At 65.6% G+C, this 15,693-nt stretch carries 11 protein-coding genes; 3 read left to right on the plus strand and 8 right to left on the minus strand.

Annotated features, from left to right (window positions below; translation table 11 throughout):
* Window positions 1–130 precede the first annotated feature (130 nt).
* Both ACLQ3I_RS13670 and ACLQ3I_RS13675 read left to right on the plus strand, forming a co-directional pair.
* Window positions 131–4,255, plus strand: a complete 4,125-nt coding sequence (locus ACLQ3I_RS13670) for a molybdopterin-dependent oxidoreductase (RefSeq protein WP_425802827.1) — start codon at window positions 131–133, stop codon at window positions 4,253–4,255.
* A gap of 741 nt (window positions 4,256–4,996) precedes the next feature.
* On the plus strand, window positions 4,997–5,326 hold the full coding sequence (locus tag ACLQ3I_RS13675; protein WP_425802450.1) for an endonuclease domain-containing protein: 330 nt from the start codon (window positions 4,997–4,999) through the stop codon (window positions 5,324–5,326).
* A gap of 61 nt (window positions 5,327–5,387) precedes the next feature.
* Here ACLQ3I_RS13675 and ACLQ3I_RS13680 read toward each other — a convergent pair whose 3' ends face one another.
* From ACLQ3I_RS13680 to ACLQ3I_RS13700, 5 genes are all read right to left on the minus strand, one after another.
* Window positions 5,388–5,705 (minus strand): Rieske (2Fe-2S) protein, encoded by a 318-nt coding sequence (locus ACLQ3I_RS13680; RefSeq protein ID WP_425802453.1) that lies wholly within the window; start codon window positions 5,703–5,705, stop codon window positions 5,388–5,390.
* Window positions 5,702–8,182 (minus strand): nitrite reductase large subunit NirB, encoded by a 2,481-nt coding sequence (nirB, locus tag ACLQ3I_RS13685; protein WP_425802455.1) that lies wholly within the window; start codon window positions 8,180–8,182, stop codon window positions 5,702–5,704. Before nirB ends, ACLQ3I_RS13680 begins: the two co-directional genes overlap by 4 nt.
* Window positions 8,182–8,529, minus strand: coding sequence for a molybdopterin oxidoreductase (locus tag ACLQ3I_RS13690; RefSeq protein ID WP_425788717.1), 348 nt, complete (start codon window positions 8,527–8,529; stop codon window positions 8,182–8,184). The genes nirB and ACLQ3I_RS13690 overlap by 1 nt, the downstream gene beginning before the upstream one ends.
* Window positions 8,530–8,812: 283 nt before the next feature.
* Window positions 8,813–10,387, minus strand: coding sequence for a 4Fe-4S binding protein (locus ACLQ3I_RS13695; RefSeq protein ID WP_425802457.1), 1,575 nt, complete (start codon window positions 10,385–10,387; stop codon window positions 8,813–8,815).
* Window positions 10,387–11,346 (minus strand): AurF N-oxygenase family protein, encoded by a 960-nt coding sequence (locus tag ACLQ3I_RS13700; protein ID WP_425788721.1) that lies wholly within the window; start codon window positions 11,344–11,346, stop codon window positions 10,387–10,389. The genes ACLQ3I_RS13695 and ACLQ3I_RS13700 overlap by 1 nt, the downstream gene beginning before the upstream one ends.
* A 180-nt stretch (window positions 11,347–11,526) precedes the next feature.
* Here ACLQ3I_RS13700 and ACLQ3I_RS13705 point away from each other — a divergent pair, with 180 nt between their 5' ends.
* Window positions 11,527–12,297 (plus strand): SDR family oxidoreductase, encoded by a 771-nt coding sequence (locus tag ACLQ3I_RS13705; RefSeq protein WP_425788723.1) that lies wholly within the window; start codon window positions 11,527–11,529, stop codon window positions 12,295–12,297.
* A 3-nt stretch (window positions 12,298–12,300) separates the two neighbouring features.
* On the opposite strand, the gene ACLQ3I_RS13710 is transcribed toward ACLQ3I_RS13705, so the two are convergent.
* From ACLQ3I_RS13710 to rpmF, 3 genes are all read right to left on the minus strand, one after another.
* On the minus strand, window positions 12,301–14,595 hold the full coding sequence (locus ACLQ3I_RS13710) for a CocE/NonD family hydrolase (protein WP_425788725.1): 2,295 nt from the start codon (window positions 14,593–14,595) through the stop codon (window positions 12,301–12,303).
* 91 nt (window positions 14,596–14,686) lie between these two features.
* Window positions 14,687–15,313: a trimeric intracellular cation channel family protein gene (locus ACLQ3I_RS13715; RefSeq protein ID WP_425788727.1), complete on the minus strand. Its 627-nt coding sequence runs from the start codon at window positions 15,311–15,313 to the stop codon at window positions 14,687–14,689.
* A 114-nt stretch (window positions 15,314–15,427) separates the two neighbouring features.
* Window positions 15,428–15,601, minus strand: a complete 174-nt coding sequence (gene rpmF / locus ACLQ3I_RS13720) for a 50S ribosomal protein L32 (RefSeq protein ID WP_124707982.1) — start codon at window positions 15,599–15,601, stop codon at window positions 15,428–15,430.
* Window positions 15,602–15,693: the final 92 nt, after the last annotated feature.

A 15,693-nucleotide genomic window follows, 5' to 3' on the forward strand; every position in this document is an offset into this window, starting at 1 on the left:
TGTGAGGTCAAGTTGATGGGCGTGTAACTGGGCGCTTCGAATCAGGAAACACGTCCCGCCGACGCTGGACCATGTGAAATCCGTCGGCATCGTCCAATCGCTGTGCGCCTACTGCGGCGTGGGGTGCGGCATGGATCTGTCCGTCGGAGAATCGGGCCAGATCCTCAAGACCACCGGCCGCAAAGACCACCCGACCAACTTCGGCCGCCTCTGCACCAAGGGCTCCACCACCGCCGACATGCTCGCCGGCGGTGGTCGGCTGAGCGCCCCGATGATCCGCACCGAACGCGGCGCCACCCCACAACCCGGCGACCTGGATCAGGTGATCACCGACACCGCCCGTCGATTGCGAACGATCATCGACCAACACGGCCCCGACGCGGTGGCGCTCTACGTCTCCGGCCAGATGTCGATGGAGGCGCAGTACCTCTCCAACAAGCTCGCCAAGGGATTCATCGGAACCAACCAGATCGAGTCGAACTCGCGTCTGTGCATGGCGAGCGCCGGTACCGGATACAAGCAATCCCTGGGCGCCGATGGTCCGCCGGGTTCGTACCAGGACTTCGACCACGCCGACCTCTTCTTCGTGATCGGCTCCAACATCGTGGACTGCCATCCGATCCTGCACCTGCGCATGATGGACCGCATCAAGGCCGGGGCCAAGCTGATCGTGGTCGATCCGCGCCGCACCGCCACCGCCGACAAGGCCGACCTCTTCCTGCAGGTCAAGCCCGGCACCGACCTCGCGCTCCTGAACGGACTGCTGCACCTGCTGATCACCGGCGGGCACACCGACGACGACTTCATCGCGTCGTACACCGACGGCTTCGACCAGATGCCCGACTTCGCCGCGCAGTACCCGCCCGACCTGGTCAGCGAGATCACCGGCATCCCCGCCGACGATCTGCGCCGCGCCGCCGAGATGATCGGCACCGCCGACAACTGGATGAGCTGCTGGACGATGGGTCTCAACCAGTCGACGCACGGCACCTGGAACACCAACGCGCTCATCAACCTTCACCTCGCGACCGGCGCGATCTGCCGGCTCGGCAGCGGACCCTTCTCGCTCACGGGGCAGCCGAACGCAATGGGCGGTCGCGAGATGGGGTACATGGGTCCAGGACTCCCCGGACAACGTGCGGTGACCTCCGATGACGACCGCTCCTTCGTCGAGGCGAAATGGGGGCTCGAGCCCGGCACCCTGCGCACCGACGCCGGGGGCGGCACCATCGACCTGTTCCGCCGGATGTCCGACGGGGAGATCCGCGCCTGCTGGATCATCTGCACCAATCCGGTTGCCTCGGTAGCCAATCGGTCGACGGTCATCGCCGGCCTGGAGCGGGCCGAGCTGGTGATCACCCAGGACGCCTTCGCGGACACCGAGACCAACTCCTACGCCGACGTCGCGCTCCCGGCCTCACTGTGGACCGAATCCGCCGGCACCATGGTCAACTCGGAGCGCAACGTCACGCTGTTCGAGCCGGCCGTCGAGGCCCCGGGACAGGCCATCCCCGACTGGCAGATCATCGCCCGGATCGCCTGCGAGATGGGTTATGCCGACGCATTCGGCCATGCGAGCGCCGAGGAGGTCTTCGACGAGATCCGTGAGTTCGCCAATCCGCGCACGGGATACGACCTGCGCGGAATGACCTACGACGGCCTGCGCCGCACGCCCATGCAATGGCCGTGCCCACCCGACGATCTCGTGGACCACTCGGACCCACACGGCCGCAACCCGATCCGCTATCTCAACGACGGTGTCAGCCAATCCCTGCATCGGGCCGAGGACGGCTCCGCCCCGGCCTTGGCGTTCGCCACCCCGTCCCGTCGTGCCCAGTTCTTCGCCCGACCGCACGTCGATCCCGCCGAGATGCCCGACGACGATCACCCGTTCCTGCTCAACACCGGTCGGCTTCCGCACCAATGGCACACCATGACCAAGACCGGGCGCGTGGCGAAGCTCAACAAACTCAATCCGGGCCCCTTCGTCGAGATCCATCCCACCGATGCCGAGCGCCTCGGCATCAGCGCCGACGATCGGGTCGAGGTGGCCTCGCGCCGAGGGCATGCGGTTCTGCCGGCATCGATCTCCGATCGCGTACGGCCCGGCAACTGCTTTGTGCCCTTTCACTGGAACGACATGTTCGGCGACGACCTCGCCATCAACGCGGTCACCTCCGACGCCGTCGATCCGACGTCGCAGCAACCCGAGTTCAAGGTGTGCGCGGTGACCCTGACCCGCGTGGCCGCCGCCGCGAATTCCGAGAACGCACCAACAGCAGGACATTCCCCTCCGTCACCCGAAGGGCAATCCGTGATCAACACTCTCGCCGGCCTTCTCGGCGTGTCCGAGATCGCGGCCCCTCAGTCCACTGACCGCGAGAAGCTCTACCTCGCGGGGATCATCGGTGGACTACGCGCCGATCCGCCGGTCGGCGCGGTCCCGGTATTACCTGCCGATGCGCCCCTGACACCCGACACCCGCACCTGGGTGTCGGGTCTGTTGGCCGGAATGTTCTCCCGCCAGAAACTTTCCGCAGGTGCGTCGGCACCCGTCGACCTCACCGACAAAGCGGGGTCTGCCGGAGCGGTCACCGTCCTCTGGGCGTCGCAGATGGGCAATGCCGAAGAGTTCGCGACCCTGTGCGCCGATCGCGTCGCCGGCACCGGTCGCATCGTCACCACGGTCCCGATGGACCAATGCGACCCGGGTGGGCTCCCCGACCACGAGACAGTCCTGTTCGTCACGTCGACCACCGGTGACGGAGATCCACCCGACAACGGGAGTGAGTTCTGGGAGGCACTGCACACCGACGACGCACCCGACCTCTCCGGCGTCCGGTACGCGGTGCTCGCCTTCGGCGACTCGAGTTACGACGACTTCTGTGGCCACGGACGCAAACTCGATGCACGCATCGGTGAGCTGGGCGGCTCTCGGATCCTCGATCGTGTCGACTGCGAGCCCGAGTTCGAGGACACGGCAGGCAGTTGGCTCGAGCAGGTCGTCGGTGCGCTGAGCACCACCACCACTGACAGCAACCCGAATCCCGCCGACAGCAACCACGATCTCGGCGACAGCAACCGACCTCGTGTATCCGCCTCGGACCGTCCGAGCCCAGCTGCTGACTGCACGACCGCGTACTCCCGCAAAAACCCCTTCGTCACGTCCTTGGCCCGCAACATCAAGCTCAATGGCGCAGGATCGCAGAAAGACGTTCGCAACTTCGCATTTCACCTACCGCCCAACTCGTTGACCTACCGCACGGGAGATGCCCTGGGCGTCTGGCCGCGCAACAATCCGGCCCTCATCGAGGAGTGGTTGTCGGCGACCCGCCTCGACGGCGACGAAGTCGTCGACCTCCCCGACGCCGGTGAGATGACGCTGCGCCGTGCGTTGCGGGAACGCCTCGAGTTCGCCAAGGTGAACAACGATCTGGTCCGGTTCGTCGCGGAACGGACCGGGGACGACGACCTGCGCGATCTGACCGCCGGCGGGAACAAGCATCGTTTCGCGGAATGGAGTTGGGGGCGCCAGTCGGTCGATCTGCTGTCCGACCACCCCGTGCGCGCGTCGGCTTCCGATTGGATCAACGTGCTGAAACCGTTGACACCTCGGTCGTATTCGATCTCGTCGAGTCCGTTGTCGAGCCCGGAGGAGGTGCACCTGACGGTTTCCGCGGTCCGATATAACGTGCACGGCACGCCCCGCGGCGGCGTCTGTTCGACGTTCCTCGCCGACCAGGCCCACGACGAGGACATCGGGATCTTCGTCAACTCCACCAACCACTTCCGGCCACCGACCGATCCCGACGCGCCGATGATCATGATCGGCCCGGGGACCGGGATCGCACCGTTCCGGGCCTTCCTCCACGAACGGCAGGCGCTCGGTCACACGGGTCCGAACTGGCTGTTCTTCGGCGAGCAGTATGCCGCGACCGACTTCTACTACCGGGACGAGCTGACCTCGATGCTGGCCGACGGCGTGCTCACCAGACTCGACGTGGCCTTCTCGCGGGACCAGGCCTCAAAGGTCTACGTACAGGACCGGATGCGCGAACACGGCGCCGAACTATACCGATGGCTACACGACGGCGCGCACATCTATGTCTGTGGCGATGCCGGACGCATGGCCAAGGATGTCGACTCCGCGCTGAAAGGTGTGGTCGCCCAGCACGGAAAGTTGGCACCCACGAGCGCCGAGGGATACGTGAAGGCGCTGGCCGCGGACAAGCGCTACGTCCGCGACGTCTATTGAATATGCTGTGGTGCTGTCCCCGATGACACCTGAGCGGACGACCGAACCATAAGTTGCCGCCGTGCCGCGCTCAAGTGTCATCTGGGACACCGCAGACAGCGGACACTGTCCACAGTCCCTCTTTTGTCCACAGAAAGCCGCTCTCGAGGTCACCGTCCGCTTTCGACGACTCCGAAATGCGACGCTGCAGCAATGGTTCATTCCGATTGCGCTGGTGTCCTGGCGGCCGGCTTCGGCGTCGCTTCTTGGAAACAACTCTGTTCAGCAGGTATGACCCGCAACGAACTCCGGGCCGCCATCACGAGTGGGGTCCTGCGGTGCCTGCGACGTGGTTGGTACGCGACAACCTGGGCGAACCAAGATGTCGCGGCGGCAGTATCAGCGGGCGGCGTTCTCAGCTGTCTGTCCGCACTTCGGCTTCACGAAGTCTGGGTCCCTGGCACATCGGAGGTCGTACATGTCCGCGCACGCGCGACCGCTCATCGCGGCACGCACAGGACGTTCTGCGAACAGTACGGCAGACCCGAATCAGAGCTGTCCAGCGTCGATGAGCTCACGGTCGCCCTGCGCCACGCACTCAAGTGCCTGGACGACGAAGGCATCGTGGTGGTCTGCGATTCGATCCTGAATCACCAACTGCTCGACGTCTCCGATCTCGAGGTCCAGTTTCACTCGGCCCCGACACGCATCCGCCGCCTACTCGACCGATGTGAAGGTGAGGCACAGTCAGGTACGGAGTCCATGACCCGATTCCGCTTACGCTCCCGCGGGATCGGGGTCCGATCACAGGTCGCCATCCCGGCCGTCGGCATCGTCGACTTTGTTGTCGGCACCTCCATGATCATCGAAGTTGACGGCTACGAAACCCACAGCAGCAAAGAACAGTTCGAGAAAGGTCGCGAGCGCGATCGAAAAGCAGTCGAACTCGGGTACGTCGTCATCAGACTTACGTACCACCAGGTGGTCCACGAATGGCCCGACGTCGAGGAGACCATCCTGGACCTCATTCGTCGCCGTGAGCACCTCAAGCCGGTTGTCGAGCGAAAACAGCTTGTCTCAGACGACACCTGAGCGAGCCGACGCGCTCCATCTCGCCTCGGAGTCGCGCTCGGGTGTCATCTGGGACAGCGACTCACACCCAGACCACGACCTGGCCGTCGCGATCCTCCACCCGGCAAGTCTGGACCGACCCGACCCCCTCGGAAGTGCACGCCCCGTCGGTGAATCGAAAAGCGTACTGGTGCAACGGGCACACGACCTGACCGAGGTCGAACTGGCCGTCGGCGAGTGGACCACCTTTGTGCGGGCATACCGCATCAGTGGCCCGCAGTGTCCCATCGGTCATCCGGAACACCGCGATCTGACGATCATCGACGGCATACGCGCGACCTTCGCCCGGCAAGAGATCCTCCATCGGCCCGACCGCGACCCCTGTATCGACGCGGGTCACCGAACCGGCACCTTCGGCAACGGGAGCAACGGCAACGACGACGTGAACTGCGCCGGCGACTTCGGTTCCTCCCGATCGAGCCACGGATCGACATAGCCGGCCACCGCATCGTCGATCCGCTCCTGCAGACCGGCCACGATGCCGTCGCGGTCGTCGACCAGGATCGCGCGAAGCTCCTCGATGCCGACCCGCGGTACCCACGCGTAGGTCCGCTCCAGCCACTTCGCCTGTTCCCGGTAATACTGGATGAAGATGCCGCACAACCGGATCACCTCGTCGGGCGAGTCCGCGGTCGCGAGCAGATCACCTTTGCGGATGTGGGCGCCGGCGGCGCCGCCGACGTAGATCTCCCATTTGCCATCGCCGATCGCCACCACCCCGAAGTCCTTGCACAACGCCTCGGCACAGTTACGCGGACATCCGGTGACCGCCAACTTCAGCTTGGCCGGCGACTCCAGTCCCTGATACCGCGTCTCGATGTCGATCCCCAGCTGCGTCGAGTCGCCGAGTCCGAAGCGGCAGTAATCCGTACCCACGCAGGTCTTCACGGTCCGGAACGACTTGCCGTACGCATAGCCGGACGGCATGTCCAGGTCCTGCCAGACCTTCGGCAGGTCTTCCTTCTTCACCCCCAGCAGATCGATACGCTGTCCACCGGTCGCCTTGATCATCGGGATGTCGTACTTCTCCGCGACATCGGCGATCCGACGCAGCTGCTGCGGCGACGTCACGCCGCCCTTCATCTGTGGCACCACCGAGAAGGTGCCGTCGCGCTGGATGTTGGCGTGCACGCGGTCGTTGACGAACAGCGCGCCCGGCTCCCGCTTCCAGTCGGCACCCCAGATCATGCGCAGCAGCGAGGCCAGCGGCATCTTCGCGGAGGCATCCTCGCCACCCGGTGCCAGCGCCGCGAAGACATCGGTCACCGAGCGGAGATCCTGACGACGTATCGCGTCGACGAGCTCCGGCTTGGTCAGCGGGATTGCGGGCACGTACCAATCGGCCGACACGTCGGCGGTGAGCGCGTCCCCCGCCGCGAACTCGACGATGTCGGCGACCAGCGACTTGCAGGAGCCACAGCCCTTTCCGGCCCGCGTGGCCGCACACACCTCGCTGACATTCGTACAACCGCCCCGCACACACCCGACGATGTCACCCTTGGTGACTCCGTTGCAGTTGCACACCTGGACGTCGTCGGCGAGTTCGGCCGCACCGGTCTCAGCGCTCGGTGTACCCATGTCGAACAACATCGAGATACGTTCATCCGGCAACGGCACCTTCTCATCGAACGCCTGCGTGAGGAAGTTCGCCTTGGAGATGTCGCCGAGCAGCATCGCGCCGATCAGTTTGTTGTCGCGGACCACCACACTCTTGTAGGTACCACTGCGTGGTTCGTAGAACTGGACGAACTCGTCGTCGTCACGTTCGGGCCCCTTGACACCCATGGCCGCCACATCGACCCCCGCCACCTTCAGCTTCGTGGTCAAACGCGAACCATGGTATTCCGCAGACGGATTCGCTCCGGTGATGACGTCGGCGAGCACCGCCGCCTGTTCCCACAGCGGTGCCACCAGGCCGTACACCTCGCTGCGATGCTGCGCGCACTCGCCGACGGCGAAGATGAATCCCTCGTCTTCACAGCGCATCTGATCGTCGACGACGATGCCCCGCTCGATGACCAGACCGGCACCGCGGGCGAGTTCGACATTGGGCCGGATACCCGCCGTGACAACGATCATGTCAGCGGGCAACGACTCGCCGTCGGCGAAGCCCACGCCGGCCACGGTCTCGTCGTCGGCGCGAAGTACCGCAGTGGTGCGCTTACCCGTGTGCACGCCCACCCCGAGCTCTTCGATCTTGTTGCGCAGCACCTTTCCGCCGCGTTCGTCGAGCTGCTGATTCATCAGGTGCCCCGGCGAATGGACCACATCCACCTCGAGACCCTGCGTCTTCAGCCCGTACGCCGCCTCCAGGCCGAGCAGGCCACCGCCGATGACCACGGCGCGCACGTCGTCGCGCGAGGTCGCCATCTGCAGCATTCCGTTGGTATCCGCGATGGTCCGGAACCCGAACACGCCACGTGCGAGTCGGCCGTCCGGTTCACGGAGGCCATCCATGTTGGGGAAGAAGGTGTTCGATCCGGTTGCGATGATGAGCGAGTCGAAATCGATGACCCGCCCACTCGCACAGGTCACCGACTTGGCGAAGCGATCGATCGACTCTGCGCTGTCGCCGGAATAGAGCGTGACACCGTTCTCGCGGTACCACGCCATCGGATTCAGCATCAGGTCGTCATCGTCGACCGACGCCTCGCCGGACAGGACGTGACTGAGCATGATGCGGTTGTAGTTGCCGTAGGGTTCGTCACCGATCATCGTCACGTCGAACAGCTCCGCACCCCCGCGGGCCAGGATCTCCTCGACGGTGCGCGCACCGGCCATCCCGTTGCCGACGACGACGAGCTTGCGTTTCGGCATCAGAACACGACCATCCCGAAATCGATGACGACTTCCCCGGTGGCGCCCTCGGGGGCTGCGAGTACCAATTCGAGCGTCGAGTCCGGGTCGACGTCCTCGACCACCCGCAGCGGCACGTTCACCGACGCCTTGGCCCCCATCGGGAAGATCCGCATCGGCGTGCCGTCGCGTGTCAGGGTGACGTAGATCAGTTCGTCGGAACTGTTGCCGCCGCGGAAGTAGAGCGGCTGGGCGGTCAGCCCGGACGGCACCACGAAGGTCAGCGACGGATCAACCGGGCCCGGCTTGGTGAGTCCGGTGCCGGTGAACGCGAAGACGCCTTGCAGGAACCGCGGTGTGCTGGACATGTGTGCCACTATCGCGACTGCGCATGACTCATTGCTTGCCTCGGTGTTACAAGGCGATTGTCAGGACCTCACCGCCGACACGAATGACGGTGATCTCGATACGGTGATCTCGATACGGTGCCTCGCTGCGCTCGGTACCTACTCGATCAGCGGTACCGGAGTCCACGCCACTCGATCAGCGGAGATTCTCGCCGACCGAGTAGCCCGCGATTGCCCGTGGTTTTCGCCGATCGAGTAGCCCGCGAGCGAAGCGAGCGTGCGTATCGAGATCTACGCCCCAGCACTACCGCTTGCGCCAACCCGCGGCGCCGACCATGTCGGCCACGTCGGTGTACTTGACCCGGGGCCGCCCCTGGGGGAGGCCCCGACGCCGCTCACTCACGTCGATCGCCCGCATGCCGCGATAGCCGATCACATGCCGCGCACGTTTGCGCAGCAGTGCGGCGAACGCCTTGGACTCCGTGGTCGTTCGCTCGAGTCGGCCGCCTGCGGCGTCGCGGATGAAGTCCTCGACCGTCGACTCGGCGCACACCTTGTTGGTGCCGATGCCGCCGCTCGGACCACGCTTTGCCCATCCGAGGACATAGGCGCCCCGGATGACATTCCCGTCGTCGTCGAGCATCCGGCCGTCGCTGTTCGGGAACACGCCGCGCTCGTCGTCGAAGGGCAGGCCGGCGATCGGCGTCGATCGGTAACCGATGGATCGCACCACGAGGTCGGCGGCAACGGTGTGTCGGGTGCCACCGGTCTGCACCGTCACGCCCTCCACGCGTTGCTCTCCGACGATCTCGTCGGGCGAGGTGTGGTAGAGGAAGACGATGCGGCGCTTGCTCTGGTCGGCGGGCCCACGGAGATCCGGGATCTCGGCCGACGGATCGTCGTGGACGACGATCTCGACGCCCGGAATGGTCGACAACGCACGATATTCCGCCGAGGTGTACGCGGCACTCGCCTGATCCCGCCGGCCCAGCACCACGACTTCGTGAATGTTCTGTTGCTCGAGGATCCGCAAAGCACGATCCGCGATGTCGGTGGTGGCGAGGAGTTCCGGCGGGGAGACGAGAATGCGCGCGACGTCGAGCGCGACATTACCGGTGCCGACCACCACCGCGCGGCCGGTGCCGTCGGCAGGAAGTGGCGGGGCCTCTTTGCCGGGAACCGCGTTGTACCAGGCCACCAGATCGGTCGCCGACGTCGAACCCGGCAGATCCTCACCGGCGATACCGAGACGCCGTGACTCACTTGCACCGACGGCGTAGAACACCGCGTCGAAGTGTTCGGCCAACTCGGCCGGTGTGATCTGCCCGGGGTCGGTACCCACCTCGACGTTGGTCGCCATGGTGACCCGCGGGTCGCGGTAGAGCAGGTCGAACCCGCGCAGCACGCCCTTGGTACCCGGATGATCGGGCGCGACACCGGCACGGACCAGCCCGCCCGGCGTCGGCAGCTTGTCGATCACGGTGACCTGCGCCTCGGTACGGTCGAGGATCGTCCGCAGGGCATATCCGCCCGACGGTCCCGTACCCACCAACGCAACCCGCAGTCCTGCAGGAAGTTTCGGGATCTCGGGGTATTCGACCTGATCCCACCCGGAGGTGATGTCAGCGTTGTTCTTGTAGAAATCCGCGTTGATGTCGATGAACACCTTGTCGCGGGTGCCCAGTTTGTCGGCCGGGTAGATGGCATCGACCGGGCAGGCATCAGCACAGGCACCGCAGTCGATGCACGTCTCCGGATCGATGTGCAGGATGTCGGAACTGCCGAAACCGCGTTCCTCCGGCGTCGGGTGGATACAGTTCACCGGACACACGGACACACATGCTGCATCGCTGCAGCAGGACTGGGTGATGACGAACATCAGAGCATGTTCGCTTTGCGGTAGTAGTGCATCGCCGGGCGGGTCAGCAGCCCGACCTCGTCGAGGAACTCCATCAGATGCGCGCAGCTGCTGCGGATCATCGACTGGAAGTGCGAGTTCGAATTCATCTCGGCGACTGCACGATCGGCGTCGAGCCCGGCATCGGCGAACGCCTTCTTCTGCACCAGGCTGGTGACGATGAAGTAGGCGCCGAGCGATACGTACAGGGCACTGAACTGACGCCGCGCCCAGCCGACGCCTTCCATGGACTCCCGCACCTCTTCACGCGCGAACTTCATGTGGCGTGACTCCTCGAGCACGTGGATCTCGTTGACCGTGCGGATGAACGGGAGCACCCGGTCATCGCGCATGCAGCCTCGCTGGAACACGTCGAGCACCTCCTCCGCGACGAGGATGCCGGCGTAGGCGATCTCGTTCTTGGCGGTGCGCTTGAAAAGCTTGCCCAGCCGTCCGACCTTCTTGGTCGGCTTGTAGGAGGTGCCGACCATCTTTTCGGAGGCCTTGGCGAACATGATCGAGTGACGACACTCGTCGGCCACCTCAACAAGTGCGAACTGGAATTCGGGGTTGTGGTAATCGCCGAGATACTGGTCCCGGATGACCATCTCCTGAAGGATCATCTCGAACCAGATGCCGATGTTCATGATCGACGCGAACTCGTGACGGGTCACCGAGATGCGCTGCTCCTCGCTGAGCTCGTCCCAGTAGGCCGTCCCGTACAGCGACGACCACTCCGGACTGCAGCCGTACTTCGTCGGATCCATCGGCTCGGACCAGTCGATCTCGGTCATCGCGTTGCGGGAGAGGCGCGCAGCTGACGCCAGTAGGCGCTCGGAGACCTCGTTGGTTCCCTGGTCGCGCATGCTCACGACGTTGTCCGGGCGAGCCGGGTCCGGCGTGCCGCCGTCGCTCTGCGTCCGTTCCATCGCTGCAGTCATCGGATTCGACCTCCAGGTCGTCGGTGAACAACTGTTCTTTCTTGACAATGAGCACTGTTATGACAATGCGTGTTGTCAAGATAGCATCGGGGCGTGAGGGAGTAAACAGGCTCCGGCATATACTGACCGGTAACTTAGCTCGATATCCCCTCTCAACTGGGCAAAGGCAGGAGAACACACATGTCATCGATCTTCATTTCCGGCGGTGCGTCTGGTATCGGATTGGCGACCGCCGAGCGCTTCGATCGGGAGGGCTGGACGGTCGGTGTCTACGACGTCTCGGATGATGCGCTGTCGAAGGTGCAGGCGAATCACCCCGGCTGGATCGTCGGAAAGCTCGATGTGCGCGACCACGTGCAGTGGGCCGAGGCACTCGCCGACTTCACCTCGCACACCGACGGCCGTCTCGACGTGCTCGACAACAACGCGGGCATCCTCGTCGAGGGGCCGCTGCACGAGATCTCGCCCGACGCCGTGCGACGCCAGATCGACATCGACGCCCTCGGCGTGGCACTTGGAGCGCAAGCGGCATTTCCGTATCTGAAGGCGACACCGGGCGCGCACCTGGTGAACATCGCCTCGGCCTCGGCCATCTACGGCCAGCCCGGTATTGCCACCTACAGCGCCGCCAAGTTCTTCGTCGGCGGCCTGACCGAGGCCCTCGAACTGGAATGGGAGCAAGACGACATCCGCGTCGTGGGTATCTGGCCGCTGTGGGCGAAGACCGCACTCGCCGACAACGACGCCAAGTCGACAAAGACTCTCGGCGTGCGGATCACCCCCGAGCAGGTCGCCGAGAAGGTCTGGGAGTCGGTGCATCCGACCCGGCAGGACAAGCTCCTGCACCGCACCAGCTACTCGGTGGGCGCGCAGACACTGTTCCTCGGCAACGCCGCGAAGTTCATCCCGAATTTCCTCAACCGGGCCGTCAACAAGTTCATCGCCCAGTAGCGATCACCCGCCGTTGAACGCGCTCGAATAGCGCCGGCACGGCTGGCCGCGGAGCCCTTCGCATGCGCCCAGCCGTGTTCCTGCGCGCATCCCCGGCACGATCGGCAGAATCAGCGCAGAGCCACCCGCCCCGAGCGCGATGCTGTCGACCACGCGACCGCCGGTGGCCGGTGTCGCAAAGCGCCACGATGTCCGGTCCCCGCCGGGAGCGGTGATGGTGACCCGGATCCGGGAGCCAGCCCGGAACGGATATGCGATGGGATTCAGGGCGATCCGCACCGTCTGGAAGCCGCCTGCCAGTGGTTGCGGTGCCACCCAGTCCCGCCTCGGATCCAGCGGTGTCGCAGCCGCATTCACCCGGCGCAGCGATGCGCGCAGATACCCCGAGGTCACATAGGTCTCGTTGCCGTCGGGGCGGATCTCCGAGATGGTGGCCTGTAGGTCGGTGTCCGGCGCCGAGGACGCGAGCCGCAGATCGAGACTCGCGGGTCCGACGGCAACCGCATCCACCGGCCGTGGAGCGGACACGAAGCCAACCCCCGACCGACCCGGCACCGACGCCCAGTCGTAGCGGGGCAAGGCCTTCCACGGCAGCTGTGACGGACCGACCACGTCGAGGGTTCCTCCCGGCCGCGCAGCCGGGTCCGGTCGGAAAGAGATCGACGACGGACCGGCCGGATCAGCCGTCAGCCGGCCACCCGCATCGAGGGTCAATCGCTGCCCGTCGCCCACCGCTGCGGGCGGCCACGCGCCGAAGCCGGCCGACCACGGCGACGACAGATTCCCCGGACCGCCGGCCGTGCCAGGGTCGGTACCCGACCCGAATAAGATCTGCACCCGCGGGTCGCGGGCGAACGCGGCACGCGCCGCGGCGAGCGAGGTGGCCAGTGGGAACCGGGACGTGACCACGGGCCGTCCGGGTGTGCCCGTGGTCGACTCGTAGAGCACCGGAGCCAATGCGGTGAGGGCGGGCTTGGTCTGCGGTACACGCTGGGCCACAAAGAGATCGAGAAATTCGTTCCACGGCCCGAGGATCTGCGGGTCCATCGAGTCGATGTGGGCACCGTTGACTGCCCGGACCCAGACATTGCGATTTCCGCGCAGTTGACCGATGACGGAGGTCCATTGGGGGCCGGTCTGTTCGTCCTGAAGGGCGCCGGCGAGGAAGACCGGCACGGTGATCTTCGACGCCCAGTACGCGGGCGCACGATGATCGAACAGGGCCGGGGTTCGCGTCGGGTTCTGCTCGACCAGCTGCTCGACGTCCTGCGTCTGTAGTCGGAGTCGTTGGTTGGCCGCACACACGCGATCACCGCGACGCACCAGTTCGCGGGCGTAGGGCTGGCCGCCGTCGGGCGCAGGACGGGCGTCGGCCTGGCGTTCGGCGAGCCACGTGTTCGCGAAGCCGGTGTTGAATATGCCGCCGGGGAATCCCGTCGAGTACAGGTCGTCGGTGATGCTCATCGGCGCGATGGCCGCGAGGCTCGGCGGACGGGTGCCCGCAACCGAGATCTGGGAGATCCCGGAGAACGAGATGCCCACCATTCCGACGCGGTGGCCGGCAACCCACGGCTGACGTGCCACGGTCTCGATCACGTCGTAGCCGTCGTAGACGGTCGGATAGTCGAACAGGTCGAAAGCCCCACCAGAACAACCACTCCCGCGCATCTGCAGGCTGACCGTGGCGAAACCGGCGGTGGGTGCGACGATGCCGCCGAGATTCGTACTGACGGCGGGCGCCAGCGGATCGGGGCGGTTGGCCGCGCCACCGATCGCGCCGATCACGAAGTCATGGGGCGCGGCCGTCTGATAACCCGAGTATTCGATCACTGTCGGGAACGGGCCGTCTGCCAAGGTCTTTCCCACCGGCGGATGCACAACTGCCGCCAGGGTCACGCCGTCGCGCACCCGGATGTAGTTCAGCCCCTGCCTCAGGGGCTGTCGGTACAGCGTGTCCGGTGGTGGCGTCGGACCGTCGAGAACCGCGAAGGTGTTACCCGACCGTCCGTTCACCTCGAAGCGATAGCCGGGACCGGGGCCGAGTTCCCTGACGAGGAATGAGCCGAGCCGGTCGACGTGGCCCGCCCCGACGACCTGTCCCGCGCCGTTCCGCAGGGCGACACCGGCTCCGGGGCTCGCCCCGAGCAGGTAGGCCTGCGTCACACTTCCCGCACCGCGCCCCGCATCCGGTGCGGCCTGGGCGACACCCGTCGCGCCGAGCACACACACCGCGACGAGCACCACCGACAGCCCGACCACCCGACCACACAGACCGGGCCTCCCCCACTTCCGGTTCATCCGAGCAAGATATGTGACCCTCCGGTTCCCGGCGACAAAACCGACGCATTTCGATCGGTCGGATCACAACGGTTCAGGGAGCGAAGGCCGGTCAGTTGCGACGCCGCAGACCGCTCGGCGCGGTCGGTAGCCGCAAGCCGAACACCAGCCCGGTGATCCGCAGCCCGGTGGCGAGCACCGTGCCGACCGCCAACCACACCCAGGTGGGCACCGACGAATAGGTGGCGCCGACTCCGACGACCCCGGCTCCCAGGAGAGCAGGAACCGCATAGAGATCGGCGGGTTGCAGCAACAACGGGATCTCGTTGGCCAGGACATCGCGAAGGATGCCGCCGCCCACGGCCGTCAGCAGACCGACGAGAGTCGCGGCGAACGCGCTCGCGTGTTGATCGATCGCGATGGAGGCGCCGCTGGTGGCGAACAGGCCCATGCCGATCGCGTCGAGCAGCAAGACACTACGGCGCAACTCGGAGAACGCCGGGTGAAAGAAAAAGACCACGAGGCTTGCCACCGTGGCAACGACGATGGGCGGCCAGTTCTCGACCGAGGTCGGTGGGGTGATCCCCAGCAGGACGTCGCGGAGGATGCCGCCGCCGACGCCGGTCAGCGCACCGACCGTGAGAATGCCCCAGAGATCGAAATCCTTGCGCACACCCAGCAGCGCACCGGAAGCGGCGAAGACGACGATCCCGATGTCGTTGAGGATGTCTTGCAGCACCCGATCATGGTGTCAGCAGCCGGCGAGCACAACAACGACCGCCCCGGCGGGCCGGGGCGGTCGTTGTGAAAGTATTCGCGGCTTCGACGTGACGTCGAAGTCAGCGGTATGCGCTCAGCGGCGATCCAGGTCGATGATGCCGGCTTTGGCCGCCTTCACGAGACGACGCGGAATGCGCTGTGCGACGCCGTTCACCTTCACCTCTTGCAATGCCGGGTTATCCGCTTTCCACTGCGAACGACGGCTGCGGGTGTTCGCCCGCGACATCCGGCGCTTGGGTACAGCCATGGTTGAGCCCTTCTCCTACGTGCGAGTCCGTGGGAACCGTCCGGCATGACTGTCGGTAGGTCCCGTCGATCCGTGCGCCCGGACTGTCACAG

Source organism: Gordonia sp. DT101 (assembly GCF_049844895.1).
Lineage (GTDB): Bacteria > Actinomycetota > Actinomycetes > Mycobacteriales > Mycobacteriaceae > Gordonia.

Excerpts from the sequence above, each read along its gene's own strand:
- ACLQ3I_RS13670 (WP_425802827.1), top strand. The coding sequence starts at position 131 with ATGGATCTGTCCGTCGGAGAATCGGGCCAGATCCTCAAGACCACCGGC.
- ACLQ3I_RS13675 (WP_425802450.1), top strand. The coding sequence starts at position 4,997 with ATGACCCGATTCCGCTTACGCTCCCGCGGGATCGGGGTCCGATCACAG.
- nirB (WP_425802455.1), bottom strand. The coding sequence starts at position 8,182 with ATGCCGAAACGCAAGCTCGTCGTCGTCGGCAACGGGATGGCCGGTGCG.
- ACLQ3I_RS13690 (WP_425788717.1), bottom strand. The coding sequence starts at position 8,529 with ATGTCCAGCACACCGCGGTTCCTGCAAGGCGTCTTCGCGTTCACCGGC.
- ACLQ3I_RS13695 (WP_425802457.1), bottom strand. The coding sequence starts at position 10,387 with ATGTTCGTCATCACCCAGTCCTGCTGCAGCGATGCAGCATGTGTGTCC.
- ACLQ3I_RS13700 (WP_425788721.1), bottom strand. The coding sequence starts at position 11,346 with ATGACTGCAGCGATGGAACGGACGCAGAGCGACGGCGGCACGCCGGAC.
- ACLQ3I_RS13705 (WP_425788723.1), top strand. The coding sequence starts at position 11,527 with ATGTCATCGATCTTCATTTCCGGCGGTGCGTCTGGTATCGGATTGGCG.
- ACLQ3I_RS13710 (WP_425788725.1), bottom strand. The coding sequence starts at position 14,595 with ATGAACCGGAAGTGGGGGAGGCCCGGTCTGTGTGGTCGGGTGGTCGGG.
- rpmF (WP_124707982.1), bottom strand. The coding sequence starts at position 15,601 with ATGGCTGTACCCAAGCGCCGGATGTCGCGGGCGAACACCCGCAGCCGT.